This window comes from Mycobacterium sp. NGS59, from assembly GCF_059812345.1.
In genome coordinates this window covers 92609-105259 of record NZ_JCALCN010000003.1, presented here as the reverse complement: position 1 = coordinate 105259, position 12651 = coordinate 92609, and the positions used below count along the sequence as shown (strand labels likewise).

Sequence of the window (12651 nt, the reverse complement as noted above, 5' to 3'; positions counted from 1 at the left end):
CAGCGTGAGCGAGGCGCGGGAACTGCAGCAAGGCCCTCTGGAAGAACGGCATCGTGAACTGGGCGCCACCTTCGCCGAGTTCGGGGGCTGGTCGATGCCGGTCTCGTATGCCGGGACCGTCGGCGAACACAACGCGACCCGTGCCGCGGTCGGCTTGTTCGACGTCAGCCATCTCGGGAAGGCGCTGGTGCGCGGTCCCGGCGCGGCGCGGTTCGTCAACTCCGCGCTGACCAACGACCTGACCCGGGTCGGTCCGGGCAAGGCGCAATACACGTTGTGCTGCAACGAATCCGGCGGCGTCATCGACGACCTGATCGCCTATTACGTCGACGACGACGAGATCTTCCTGGTACCCAACGCCGCGAACACCGCCGCCGTCGTCGACGCGCTGCAGGCCGCCGCGCCCGCGGAGCTGACGATCACCAACCTGCATCGCGACTACGCGGTGCTCGCCGTGCAGGGACCGAAGTCCTCGGACGTGCTGGCTGCGCTCGGTTTGCCGACCGACATGGACTACATGGGCTACGCGGACTCGTCGTATTCCGGTGTGCCGGTACGGGTTTGCCGCACCGGATACACCGGCGAACACGGCTACGAACTGCTGCCGCCGTGGGAGTCCGCGGGGGTCGTGTTCGACGCCCTGGTGGCCGCGGTCTCCGACGCCGGTGGCCAGCCGGCGGGTCTGGGCGCCCGCGACACGCTGCGTACCGAGATGGGCTATCCGCTGCACGGACACGAGCTGTCGCCCGACATCTCGCCGCTGCAGGCGCGGTGCGGGTGGGCGATCGGCTGGAAGAAGGACGCCTTCTTCGGCCGCGACGCGATGCTGGCCGAGAAGCAGGCAGGTCCGCGACGGCTGCTACGCGGGCTGAAGATGCTCGGCCGCGGCGTGCTGCGCCCCGGGCTCAACGTGCTCGACGGCGGGTCGACGATCGGGACCACCACGTCGGGAACGTTCTCGCCGACCTTGCAGCGCGGCATCGCGCTGGCGCTGATCGACACCGACGCCGGGGTGCAGGACGGCGGCCAGGTCACCGTCGACGTCCGCGGCCGAGCGGTCGACTGCGAGGTGGTGCGGCCACCGTTCGTCGAGCTGAAAACGCGGTAGCCGGGGCGATTCGCGTGCCGAAAATGCGTTGGCGCACGGTTATACAATCGGCCCCATGACCGCCGCCCCCCTCGAGTTCACGGTTGCGCGCGCGGCCAACCCGGCCACCGAGACCGAGCGGGCGGCGATCCTGGCCGACCCCGGTTTCGGCCGGTACCACACCGACCACATGGTTTCGATCGACTACGTCGAGGGTCGGGGCTGGCACAACGCCCGCGTGCTCGGCTACGGCCCGATCGAGCTGGATCCGTCGGCGATCGTGCTGCACTACGCGCAGGAAGTGTTCGAAGGACTCAAGGCCTACCGCTGGACCGACGGCTCCGTGGTCTCCTTCCGGCCCGACGCCAACGCCGCCCGGTTGCGCTCGTCGGCGCGGCGGCTGGCGATCCCGGAACTGCCCGAACAGTTCTTCATCGAATCGCTGTGCCAGCTCATCGCGGTCGACAACGACTGGGTGCCCAAGGCCGGCGGCGAAGAGGCGCTGTACCTGCGGCCGTTCATCATCGCGACCGAGCCCGGCCTCGGGGTGCGCCCGGCCAAGGAGTACCGCTATCTGCTGATCGCTTCACCCGCCGGCGCCTACTTCAAGGGCGGCATCAGCCCGGTCACCGTCTGGATTTCCACGGAGTACGTGCGGGCCAGCCCGGGCGGTACAGGTGCGGCCAAGTTCGGCGGCAACTACGCCGCCTCGTTGCTGGCGCAGGCCGAGGCCGCCGAACACGGCTGCGACCAGGTGGTGTGGCTGGACGGCGTGGAACGCCGCTACGTCGAGGAGATGGGCGGGATGAACCTGTTCTTCGTGCTCGGCAAGGGCGGCTCGGCGCGACTGGTCACCCCCGAACTGTCGGGTTCGCTGCTGCCCGGCATCACGCGAGACTCGTTGCTGCAGTTGGCTCTTGACGCCGGTTTCGCGGTCGAGGAACGCAAGATCGACGTCGACGAATGGGAGAAGAAGGCAGCGTCCGGTGAGATCACCGAGGTGTTCGCGTGCGGCACCGCCGCCGTCATCACCCCGGTGGCGCAGGTCAAGTACGGCGAGGACGAGTTCACCATCGCCGACGGCACGCCGGGCGAGGTCACGATGGCCCTGCGCGACACGTTGACGGGGATCCAGCGGGGCACCTTCGCCGACACCCACGGCTGGATGGCGCGGCTCGATTAGGGGCGAGCAGACGCAGAATCGCATTCCGCGGGTCTCCCGCGTGCGATTCTGCGTCTGCTCGCGCTCAGAAGGCGACCAGCGTCACCGCGGTGACCGTCGTGGTCACTTCGATAGCGGCGCCCAGCACGTCACCGGTGATGCCGCCGAACCGCCGCACGCAATGCGCGACGAACAACGCCCCGCACCCGACCGCCAGCAGCACCGCCACCGGCCCCTGCCAGGGCCGCGCCCCCACCGGGACCGCGGCGATCAGCAGAACCAGCAGCCAATCCAGCACCACCCAGACCGGCTGGGTGCCCGCGACCTGCACACCCAACGCGCTGCCCTCGGCCGCGGGCACCGAGCGCCGGCACGCCAACACCGCGGTGCATCGACCGGCGAAGACGGCCAGGACAATCGCTCCCGCGCCCAGCGCGCATAAAGCAAAGCCCTGCAACCCCATGACCATGACCACCGCCGCCACCCCGAACGGCCCCGTCGACCCGTCGCGCATCACCGCGAGCGCACGCTGCGGCTCGCCGTAGCAACCCAGCCCGTCAGCCGTGTCGGCGACACCGTCGACGTGCAGGCCCCGCGTCGCCAACAGCAGGACCCCGACGGCGAGCCACCCGGACAACGGGCTGGCCGAACCGAACGCAGCGGCCCCGGCCCAGGCCACCGCCGCCGCCAATCCGCCCAGCGCCACACCGACCACCGGTAGCGCCGTCATCGCCCCGCGACCCATTGCCGCGGCCTGTGACCCCGGGACCGGCAGCACCGTTCCGAACGCGAAAGCCGTTGCCACCGAACGGATCACGATGTAGGTCCGGTGACTCCCGCGTCGGTGAACGTCGCCATCGAGGACAGCGCCGCCACCGCGGCCCGCAGCACCGTCAACGCCACCGCGGCGCCGGTACCCTCACCCAGCCGCATGCGCAGGTCGAGGATCGGCTCCAGTTCCAGCGCCGTCAGGGCCAGCGTGTGACCCGGTTCGGTGGACCGGTGCCCGGCCTGCCACCATTGCCGGGCGCCGGGCGCCAACCGCTCGGCCACCAGCGCCGCGGCCGTCACCGCCATGCCGTCCAGCAGCACCGGCGTGCGCCGGATCGCGGCCTGCGCGCAGAAGCCGGCCATCGCCGCGAAATCCGCACCGCCGCAACGGCGCAACAATCCGACCGGATCCTCGGAGCGGGCCCGGAACAGGGCGTCGCGCACGGCCGCGGTCTTGCGGGACCAGGCGGCGTCGTCGATACCGGTGCCGGTGCCCACCACCGCGACCGGCTCGGTGTTGGTCAGCGCCGCCACCAGCACCGCGGCCGGGGTGGTGTTGCCGATGCCCATGTCGCCCGCGATCAGCAGATCGGCGCCGGCGTCCACCTCGTCGTCGGCGATCTGCTGACCGGACGCGATCGCCCGGTCGACCTCCTGCTGGGTCAGGGCGTCCTCGACGGCGATGTCGCCGCTGCCGCGGCGCACCTTGTCGCTGACCTGATTCGTCAGGCCCAGCACGTCGTCGCAGTCCACCGCCATATCGACGATCCGCACGGTCGCGCCGGCGACCTGCGCCAGCGCGTTGATGGCGGCCCCGCCGGCTTCGATGTTGGAGACCATCTGGGCGGTCACCTCCGGCGGATAGGCCGAGACCCCCGACCGCGCCACGCCGTGATCCCCGGCGAACACCACCACCCGGGCCCGCTCGAATTGCCTTGGCGGACAGGCGCCTTGGCAGGACGCCACCCAGACCGAGAGCTCCTCCAACCGTCCCAGCGCGCCCCGCGGCTTGGTCAGGGTGTCCTGGCGGACGCGGGCGGCCGCCGCGGCGCCCGGGTCGGGCGGTGACACCGGCGCGAACCCGATCACACCGGCGCCTTGACCGTCAGCGCCTGTCCGGCCACCACCAGCACCACCCGCTCACACAGCGCCGCGGTGCGCTGGTTGAGGGTGCCCAGCTCGTCGGCGAACCGGCGGCCGGACGCGCTGGCCGGGACCACCGTCAACCCCACCTCCGGGCTCACCAGCACCAGTGTCGAGGCGAACGTGCCGACCGCGCACAGCAACTCGTCGAGTGGCGCGTTCACCGATCCGCCGTCCCAGCCGTGGCGGTCCAGGGTGCTGGTCAACCAGGTACCCAGGTCGTCGACCAGAGTCGGAGTAGTGGGGGACTGACGCAACGCGCCGGCCAGATCGCCGGTTTCCACCGTCGTCCAATGAGCGGGGCGACGATCGCGGTGGTTGGCGACGCGCCGCGACCACTCCGGATCGGACCCGTCGACCGGACCCGCCGCCAGATAGCGGACCGCCTCGCCAGGTGCCAGTGCTTCGGCGATGGCTTCCTCCGCCCACCGGGACTTGCCCGATCTGATGCCGCCGAGTACCAGCGTGCGCACCGGGAGTCAGTCGGCTTTCGGGCGGCTGCCGCGCTCGACCTGGGGCCGGGGCATCCGCATGCGCCGCATCTGCGAGGCCCGCCCGGCCGCGTAAATACCGAGCTTCCAATGGCTTTCGGTGTTGTCCGGGAATTTCGCGTCGACCAGCTTGCCGACCTTGCGGCCCAACACGATCCCGTCGATCATCATCAACGCCATCAGCAGCAACATCGCCGGCGACATGTAGTACTGCAACTGCGGCACGGCGAACATGACGGCCAACAGGAACAGCGCCGACGGCATGAACAGGCCGAGCACGTTGCGTCGGGCGTCCACCACGTCGCGGACGTAGCGGCGGACCGGCCCCTGGTCGCGCGGCAGCAGGTAGGCCTCCTCACCGGCCTTCATGCGTTCCTGACGCTCGGTCATCCGGGCTCGGCGGGCGTCCCGTTCGGCGCGGCGCTCCTCGCGGCTGAGTTTCGGGCCGGCCAGCGACTTGCGCCGCGCGCGCGCCTCGGCGGCGGTCATCGGCGCGGGCGCGACCGGACCCTTGCGGCCCTGCCGCCGAGCCTCGTCGCGCTTGGGCGTCGGCCGTCCCTTGGGGCCGGTGGTGCGTGACGCGCGAGACGGCGCCTGGGCCGAACCGGCTTCCTGCTCGGTCGAGTCCGGCGTGTCCTCACCTTCGGCCCCGCTTTTTCCGGAGCCTCTATTGCGGCCCAACAACTTCACGACCGCCAGGTTACTTCGCCGCGCCCGGCCCGCTGAATGCGCCTGTTATGCCTGCGGCGGCGGGCGGGTTAGACCTACGCTGCCAGTAATGAACGGCTCGCAGGCGTCGGATGATGCTGCCGGTGACTTCGGGCCCGGCCGCCTCCAGCTGCCCGCCATGCGGGTGTTGGTGGCCCCCGATTGCTACGGGGACAGTCTGTCCGCGGTGGAAGCGGCCGCCGCCATCGCCACCGGCTGGACACGCTCACGTCCGGGCGACTCGTTCATCGTCGCCCCGCAATCCGACGGGGGGCCGGGCTTTGTCGAAGTATTGACCAGCCGGATGGGCGGACTGCGTCGACTGCGGGTGTGTGGCCCGTTGGACACCGACGTCGTCGCCGACTGGGTGTTCGAGGAACGCTCGGCGACCGCCTATCTGGAATGCGCGCAGGCTTGCGGGCTGGCTCTACTGGACGGTCCCCCCACGCCGGAGACCGCGATGACCGCCCACAGCAAGGGCGTCGGCCAACTGATCGCCGCCGCGCTGCAGTCCGGCGCCCGGCGGATCGTGGTCGGTTTGGGCGGCAGTGCCTGCACCGACGGCGGCCAGGGCATGGTCGACGAACTCGGCGGGCTGGACCTGGCGCGCAAACGGTTGGCCGGTGTCGAGCTGATCGCCGCGTCGGACGTCGAATACCCGCTGCTGGGCCCGTGGGGTGCGGCCCGCGTGTTCGCCCCCCAGAAGGGGGCCGACACGGCGACCGTCGCCAGGTTGGAGGTACGGCTGGAGGCCTGGGCGCTGGTATTGGACACCGTCGCCGGACGCGACGTGAGCGCGGAGCCCGGCGCGGGTGCCGCCGGCGGTATCGGGGCCGGACTGCTCGCGCTGGGCGGTCGCTGCGAGTCCGGGGCGGCCATTGTGGCCGAACTCACCCATTTCGCCGACGACCTCGAAGACGCCGACATGATCGTCACCGGCGAGGGGCATTTCGACGAGCAGTCCCTGCACGGCAAGGTCGTCGGGGAGATCGCGGCCGCCGCCCGCCCGCTGGGCATACCGGTGATCGTGCTGGCCGGGCAGGTGTCGGTGGACAAGGCCACCACCCGCGTGTCGGGCATCATGTCGGCCCTGGCGATGTCCGAATACGCAGGTTCGGTGCGGTTGGCACTGGCCGACGCGGCGAATCAACTGATGGGATTGGCGTCCGAGGTGGCCGCGCGACTCGGGAATAGCGGCCCGCCGGGGTACCGTTGAACCAGTGGGTTTTCACCCGAACAGTCCCCCGGACATCGAGCGGGAGAGCCGGGCGGAATCCACCCGACATATCAGGCATGTAGGAGAAGCAATGACGGTGCAGAACGAGCCGACCGCCACGGCCCACGGGGTGATCCTGACGGACGCCGCGGCCGCCAAGGCGAAATCCCTGCTGGATCAGGAGGGACGCGACGACCTGGCGCTGCGTATCGCGGTGCAGCCGGGCGGGTGTGCGGGCCTTCGTTACAACCTGTTCTTCGACGACCGGACGCTGGATGGCGACCTGACCGTTGAGTTCGGCGGGGTGACCCTGACGGTGGACCGGATGAGCGCGCCCTATGTGCAGGGCGCCTCGATCGACTTCGTCGACACCATCGAGAAGCAGGGTTTCACCATCGACAACCCGAACGCCACGGGTTCGTGCGCGTGCGGCGACTCGTTCAACTGAGCTAGTACTGCCCTCCGGTGCGCAGCACGTAGGAGCACACCAGGATCTGACCGCGCTGGAAGAGCAGCTGCGCGATGCCTTGCACCTCTTTGCGCGCCGGTCCTCCGGTGCTGGGTGTCGCGTTCATGCTGAACAACGCCTGAGCCTGGTACTGCGACAGGTAGACGATCTTGTCGATCGAGGTGACTTCCACCTCGGCGAACTGCTTGCGGAACGCGTCGCTGCTGAGCTTGGCCAGCGCCTGGTCGGAGCGCTTGTCCTTGACCGCGTCGTAGATGCCGCACATCGCGTTGCGGACGATGACGTCGGTGTCTTTGTGCGCCAGGGCGTTGAGGTAGGTCTGGATGACCGACTTGGCGGACGCCTCGGAGAACGTGGTCCTGGTGTTGGACCCGTTGGTGCGGACCCCGTAGACGATGGCCGTGGTCAGGCCCGCTATCAGTGCGATCGTCAGCAGGATGCCCAGCAGTAGCCGGCGACGCCGTCGTTCCGGGTAGGGGACCGGTGCCGGCGGCCCGGGATGATAAGGCGCCGGTCCGCCCCCGTCGGGCGGGAAGTCGAGGGTTTCAGGCTGGTTGGGGCCGGTCTCGGGGTACGGCTGGCTCTGCTGAGGTCCTTGGTCGCCGACCGGGAGGTTCGGCGGGTGCGGACCGGCCATCGTTGTTCTCCTACGCTGTGGGGTGAGAGGAATGAGCGGGTTGCCGTCCGAGTCCGGAGTCCGGCAACCGGGTGAGTTCTCTAGGCAGGCTAGCGCAACGGCTGCGGGCAGCAGCGTTGGTTGTCCGGCCGGCGTTCATGAGAGGCTAGACGACCTTAGAAACGAAGGGCGGAGATTTAGTGACCATCGCGGTAACCGGTTCCATTGCCACCGACCATTTGATGCGGTTTCCCGGTCGGTTTTCCGAGCAGTTGCTGCCAGAACACCTGAGCAAGGTGTCGCTGAGCTTCCTGGTCGACGACCTGGTGGTGCATCGCGGGGGAGTGGCCGGAAACATCGCCTTCGCCATCGGCGTGCTCGGGGGCAGCGCCGCGCTGGTCGGTGCGGCCGGCAACGACTTCGCCGACTACCGGGACTGGCTGCAGTCGCACGGCGTGAACTGCGACAACGTGCTCATCTCCAACACCGCCCACACCGCGCGGTTCGTCTGCACCACCGACACCGAGATGGCCCAGATCGCGTCGTTCTACCCCGGAGCGATGTCGGAGGCCCGCGACATCAAGCTGGCCGAGGTGGTGCAGAGCATCGGCACCCCCGAGTTGGTGATCATCGGCGCCAACGACCCGGCGGCGATGGTCGTGCACACCGACGAGTGCCGCAAGCTGGGGCTGGCGTTCGCCGCGGACCCGTCGCAGCAGCTGGCCCGGCTCTCGGGCGAGGAGATCAAGCAGCTCATCGACGGTGCAGCGATCCTGTTCACCAACGACTACGAATGGGATCTGCTGCTGTCCAAGACCGGTTGGTCGGAGGCCGACGTGATGGCGCAGGTCGATCTGCGGGTGACGACGCTGGGCGCCAAGGGTGTCGACATCGTCGAACGCGACGGCACGTCGCTGCACGTCGGGGTGGTGCCCGAGACCAGCCGCACCGACCCCACCGGCGTCGGCGACGCCTTCCGCGCCGGGTTCCTGACCGGCCGCAGTGCGGGACTGAGCCTGGAACGGTCGGCGCAGCTCGGTTCGCTGGTCGCGGTGCTGGTACTGGAATCGACCGGAACCCAGAACTGGGAGTGGGACCGGTCGATCGCGGCCGCGAGGCTGACCAGCGCTTTCGGCGACGAGGCGGCCTCCGAGATCGCCGCGGTGCTCGCCTGAGTCGTTACCCCGCGAGGAGACGCAAAAGCGCCCATTTCTCGCCGAAAATGGGTGCTTTTGTGTCTGTTCGCGCTCAGAGCTCGACCGGGTAGACCGGTTCGCTGATCTGGGGCACCACGCTGTGCTCGACGAAGATCGCGTGCCACAGCATGAAGATCAGCAGCGTCCACAGTCGTCGGCTGTGGTCGGCGGCGCCGAGACGGTGCTCGTCGAGCATGCGACGCACCGCGGCGACGTCGATCAGGTGGCCGGCCTGCGACGACTCGACCATCTCGTAGGCCCATTCCAGCAGTTCACCGGCGCGCAGCCAGTGCCGGATGGGCACCGGAAAGCCCAATTTGGGCCGGTGCAGCACGTGCGCGGGCACGATCGGATCCAGCGCGCGCCGCAACGCGTACTTGGTGGTGGTGCGGGTGATCTTGGCCTGATAGGGCAGCCGCGACGCGACGGCGAACACCTCGGGATCCAGGAACGGCACCCGCAACTCCAGCGAGTTGGCCATCGTCATCTTGTCGGCCTTGACCAGGATGTCGCCGCGCAGCCAGGTGAACAGGTCGAGGTGCTGCATCCGGGCCACCGGATCCCAGCCGACCGACTCGGCATAGATCGGGGCGGTGACGTCGGTGTGGGTCCACTCCGCCCGAAATCCGGGCAGCACGTCGCGCAACTGCGCGTCGGAGAAGCTGCGGGCGTTGCCGTAGTAGCGCTCTTCGAGGGTCAACGAGCCACGGTGCAACAGGCTCTTGCCGCGCATGCCTTCCGGCAGCGGCTTGGACACCCGGCCCATGGACCTACGCAGCGGCCGGGGCAGATAGTCGAAAGGCTTGAGCGACAACGGTTCCCGATAGATCGTGTAACCACCGAACAGCTCGTCGGCGCCCTCCCCGGACAACACCACCTTGACGTGTTTGCGGGCCTCGCGGGCGACGAAGAACAGCGGGACCAACGCCGGGTCGGCGACCGGCTCGTCGAGGTACCAGACGATTTCGGGCAACGCACCGACGAACTCCTCGGCGCTGACCACCTTGGCGATGTGCCGCGCGCCGATCGCCTCCGCCGAAGCCACCGCCACGTCGAGTTCGGAGAAGCCCTCGCGCTCGAAACCGGTGGTGAAGGTGATCAGCCGCGGGTTGTGCCGGATCGCCAGCGCCGCGATTGCCGTGGAGTCGATGCCGCCGGACAGGAACGACCCGACCGTGACGTCGGCGCGCATGTGCTTGGCCACCGAATCCTCGAGCACCGCGGTGATCTCGTCGTAGCGGGCCTGCTCGGTGTCCGACGTGATCGGCACCGCCCCGAAGCGCGGCGCGAAGTAGCGGGTGACGTCCGGTTCGGCGCCGGGGCGGATGACGGCATAGCAACCCGATTCGAGCCGGCGCACCCCACGGTGCAGCGTCTCGGGCTCCGGCACGTACTGCAGCACGGTGTAGTGCTGCACCGCGCGCTCGTCGATCCCAGAACCCGCAGCGTCGAAGCCGACCAATTCCGCCAGGTCCAGTAAGCACTTCTTCTCGCTGGCCACCGCGGTGCCGCCGGTGCCGGTCGCCATGAACAGCGGTTTGATGCCGAACGGGTCGCGGGCGCAGAACAGCTCCCGGGTGACGGTGTCCCACAGGGCGAACGCGAACATGCCGCGCAGGCGGGTGAGCACCTCGGCGCCCCAGAAGTGGAATCCGGCGACGATCGCCTCCCCGTCGCCGTCGGTGGTGAATACGTCGCCGTGTTCCGCGCGCAGTTCCTCACGCAGTTCCAGGTAGTTGTAGATCTCGCCGTTGAAGACCAGCACGTAGCGACCCGGCGCGTCCGGCGGCCCCCAGCGCAGTGGCTGATGGGAATGGGCGATGTCGATGATGGACAGCCGGTTGAACCCGAAGATCACCGAACCGTCGGCGTCCGGGTCCGCCCAGGTGCCGGATTCGTCCGGACCGCGGTGCCGCATCAGGTGCGATGCGCCGCCGATCGCGTCGTCGGCCCGGTCGATGTGCGCCGGGTCAGCCGCACCCGTAGCGCCTGGTTGACCGGCCGGAGCGGCGACGAAGGCCAGCAGTCCACACACGGCGCCCCAGTATGCCGCACGCGGCCGATACCTGCGCGATGCCGCTGCCCGGGCCCCGTCCGGCGGGTCGGGGTGACCAGGCAGTCGCCTGCCGGGTGGGCGTGGTCTACGCTGCGTAGTATTCGACATCCGAGTGAGCCGAGTCGGCTGACAGGCCGGTCGGCCCAGCTTGTGATACAGGAGGCGCCAACGTGACACGTCGCGGGCTCGACCGTTCGCAAAGCCTGTCGCAGTGCAGTTCTGGACGCGCTGGCGGTTTGGCCCGCCGTCTGCGTCCGGTGTTGCTGGTCGCGACTCTGGGTCTGCTGGCGTTCACCCTCAGTGGCTGCACCTGGCAGGACGCGCTGGCGCTCGGCTGGCCCGAGGGCATCACCCCCCAGGCCCACGCCAACAGGCAACTGTGGATCGGCGCGGTGATCGCTTCTTTCGTCGTCGGGATCATCGTGTGGGGCCTGATCTTCTGGGCTTCGGCCTTCCACCGGCACAAGAAGACCGACACCGAGCTACCTCGGCAGTTCGGCTACAACATGCCGTTGGAGCTGGTGCTCACCGTCACGCCGTTCCTGATCATCTCGGTGCTGTTCTACTTCACGGTTGTGGTGCAGGAGAAGATGACCCACCTGGCCGACGACCCCGAGGTCGTGATCGACATCACCGGTTTCCAGTGGAACTGGAAGTTCGGCTACCAGAGCGTCAACTTCAAGGACAAGACCTTCAAGTACGACGGTCTCGACGAGGCGAAGAAGCGGGCGATGACGTCCAAACCGGAGGGTAAGGACAGGCACGGTGAGGAGCTCGTCGGACCGGTCCACGGACTCAACACCGAGGACCGCACCTATCTGAACTTCGACAAGGTCGAGATCCTGGGGACCAGCACCGAGATCCCGGTCCTGGTGCTGCCGGCCCACAAGCGCATCGAATTCCAACAGGCTTCGGCCGATGTGATCCACGCCTGGTGGGTGCCGGAGTTCCTGTTCAAGCGCGACGTGATGCCCAACCCGGTCGCGAACAACAGCGTCAACCGGTTCCAGGTCGACGAGATCGTCCGGACCGGCGCGTTCGTCGGTCACTGCGCGGAGATGTGCGGCACCTACCACGCGATGATGAACTTCGAGATCCGCGTGGTCGAGCCCAACGACTTCGTGGCCTTCCTGCAGCAGCGCATCGCCGGTAAGACCAACGCCGAGGCTCTGCAGGCGATCAACCAGCCGCCGCTGGCGATCAAGACCCGTCCGTTCGACACCCGCCGCGGCGAATTGGCCCCGAGCCCAAGAGGTTAGGACAACTCATGCACATCGAAGCCAGGCTGTTCGAGTTCGTCGCCGCGTTCTTCGTGGTGGTGACGATCCTCTACGGAGTGCTGACCGCCATCTTCGCCGTCGGCGGTGTGGAGTGGGCCGGTACGACCGCGTTGGCGCTGACGGGCGGGCTGGCGTTGATCGTCGCCACCTTCTTCCGGTTCGTCGCGCGTCGTCTGGACACCCGGCCCGAGGACTACGAGGGCGCCGAGATCAGCGACGGGGCAGGGGAATTGGGTTTCTTCAGCCCGCACAGCTGGTGGCCGATCATGATCGCGCTGTCCGGGTCCGTCACGGCCACCGGAATGGCCTTGTGGTTGCCCTGGCTGATCGTCGCGGGCGTGGTGTTCATCCTCGCCTCGGTAGCCGGACTGGTCTTCGAGTACTACGTTGGTCCCGAAAAGCACTGAGCGCTGCCCAGAAGGTCACAATCAGGGCATCAGTTGATCGGTGCCAGTT

General features: G+C 68.7%; 13 protein-coding genes. 7 read left to right on the top strand and 6 right to left on the bottom strand.

Annotated features, from left to right (window positions below):
- Nucleotides 1-4: 4 nt before the first annotated feature.
- Nucleotides 5-1108 (top strand): glycine cleavage system aminomethyltransferase GcvT, encoded by a 1104-nt coding sequence (gene gcvT / locus AC5Y46_RS05620; protein ID WP_499945722.1) that lies wholly within the window; start codon nt 5-7, stop codon nt 1106-1108.
- A gap of 55 nt (nt 1109-1163) precedes the next feature.
- On the top strand, nt 1164-2270 hold the full coding sequence (locus AC5Y46_RS05615) for a branched-chain amino acid aminotransferase (protein ID WP_499945724.1): 1107 nt from the start codon (nt 1164-1166) through the stop codon (nt 2268-2270).
- Between the two features lie 64 nt (nt 2271-2334).
- On the opposite strand, the gene AC5Y46_RS05610 is transcribed toward AC5Y46_RS05615, so the two are convergent.
- The 4 genes from AC5Y46_RS05610 to AC5Y46_RS05595 are packed head-to-tail and all read right to left on the bottom strand — an operon-like array spanning nt 2335 to nt 5344.
- Nucleotides 2335-3066, bottom strand: coding sequence for an adenosylcobinamide-GDP ribazoletransferase (locus tag AC5Y46_RS05610; protein WP_499945725.1), 732 nt, complete (start codon nt 3064-3066; stop codon nt 2335-2337).
- On the bottom strand, nt 3063-4109 hold the full coding sequence (gene cobT, locus AC5Y46_RS05605; protein WP_499945726.1) for a nicotinate-nucleotide--dimethylbenzimidazole phosphoribosyltransferase: 1047 nt from the start codon (nt 4107-4109) through the stop codon (nt 3063-3065). Before cobT ends, AC5Y46_RS05610 begins: the two co-directional genes overlap by 4 nt.
- Nucleotides 4106-4636 carry a bifunctional adenosylcobinamide kinase/adenosylcobinamide-phosphate guanylyltransferase gene (locus AC5Y46_RS05600; RefSeq protein WP_499990313.1) on the bottom strand — a complete coding sequence of 177 codons (531 nt, stop codon included), beginning with the start codon at nt 4634-4636 and terminating at the stop codon, nt 4106-4108. Before AC5Y46_RS05600 ends, cobT begins: the two co-directional genes overlap by 4 nt.
- A gap of 6 nt (nt 4637-4642) precedes the next feature.
- Nucleotides 4643-5344: a DUF3043 domain-containing protein gene (locus AC5Y46_RS05595; protein WP_499945729.1), complete on the bottom strand. Its 702-nt coding sequence runs from the start codon at nt 5342-5344 to the stop codon at nt 4643-4645.
- Between the two features lie 157 nt (nt 5345-5501).
- Between AC5Y46_RS05595 and AC5Y46_RS05590 the strand changes: the two genes are divergently transcribed.
- Nucleotides 5502-6578 carry a glycerate kinase family protein gene (locus tag AC5Y46_RS05590; protein WP_499945758.1) on the top strand — a complete coding sequence of 359 codons (1077 nt, stop codon included), beginning with the start codon at nt 5502-5504 and terminating at the stop codon, nt 6576-6578.
- A 91-nt stretch (nt 6579-6669) separates the two neighbouring features.
- On the top strand, nt 6670-7026 hold the full coding sequence (locus AC5Y46_RS05585; RefSeq protein ID WP_499945730.1) for a HesB/IscA family protein: 357 nt from the start codon (nt 6670-6672) through the stop codon (nt 7024-7026).
- Nucleotide 7027: 1 nt separating this feature from the next.
- Here AC5Y46_RS05585 and AC5Y46_RS05580 read toward each other — a convergent pair whose 3' ends face one another.
- Nucleotides 7028-7684, bottom strand: a complete 657-nt coding sequence (locus AC5Y46_RS05580) for an Rv0361 family membrane protein (RefSeq protein WP_499945731.1) — start codon at nt 7682-7684, stop codon at nt 7028-7030.
- Nucleotides 7685-7863: 179 nt separating this feature from the next.
- Here AC5Y46_RS05580 and AC5Y46_RS05575 point away from each other — a divergent pair, with 179 nt between their 5' ends.
- Nucleotides 7864-8838: a carbohydrate kinase family protein gene (locus AC5Y46_RS05575; protein ID WP_499945733.1), complete on the top strand. Its 975-nt coding sequence runs from the start codon at nt 7864-7866 to the stop codon at nt 8836-8838.
- Nucleotides 8839-8911: 73 nt separating this feature from the next.
- Here AC5Y46_RS05575 and asnB read toward each other — a convergent pair whose 3' ends face one another.
- A complete protein-coding gene (gene asnB, locus AC5Y46_RS05570; RefSeq protein WP_499945734.1) occupies nt 8912-10894 on the bottom strand; it encodes an asparagine synthase (glutamine-hydrolyzing) in 1983 nt (660 codons plus the stop codon).
- Between the two features lie 191 nt (nt 10895-11085).
- Between asnB and ctaC the strand changes: the two genes are divergently transcribed.
- Both ctaC and AC5Y46_RS05560 read left to right on the top strand, forming a co-directional pair.
- Nucleotides 11086-12174 (top strand): aa3-type cytochrome oxidase subunit II, encoded by a 1089-nt coding sequence (gene ctaC / locus AC5Y46_RS05565; RefSeq protein WP_499945736.1) that lies wholly within the window; start codon nt 11086-11088, stop codon nt 12172-12174.
- An 8-nt stretch (nt 12175-12182) separates the two neighbouring features.
- On the top strand, nt 12183-12602 hold the full coding sequence (locus AC5Y46_RS05560; protein ID WP_499945737.1) for a cytochrome c oxidase subunit 4: 420 nt from the start codon (nt 12183-12185) through the stop codon (nt 12600-12602).
- The last annotated feature ends 49 nt before the right edge of the window (nt 12603-12651 follow it).

Bases quoted from the DNA above. Each gene is read 5' to 3' on its own strand.
- AC5Y46_RS05615 (WP_499945724.1), top strand. From the start codon at position 1,164: ATGACCGCCGCCCCCCTCGAGTTCACGGTTGCGCGCGCGGCCAACCCG.
- AC5Y46_RS05590 (WP_499945758.1), top strand. From the start codon at position 5,502: ATGCGGGTGTTGGTGGCCCCCGATTGCTACGGGGACAGTCTGTCCGCG.
- AC5Y46_RS05585 (WP_499945730.1), top strand. From the start codon at position 6,670: ATGACGGTGCAGAACGAGCCGACCGCCACGGCCCACGGGGTGATCCTG.
- AC5Y46_RS05580 (WP_499945731.1), bottom strand. From the start codon at position 7,684: ATGGCCGGTCCGCACCCGCCGAACCTCCCGGTCGGCGACCAAGGACCT.
- AC5Y46_RS05560 (WP_499945737.1), top strand. From the start codon at position 12,183: ATGCACATCGAAGCCAGGCTGTTCGAGTTCGTCGCCGCGTTCTTCGTG.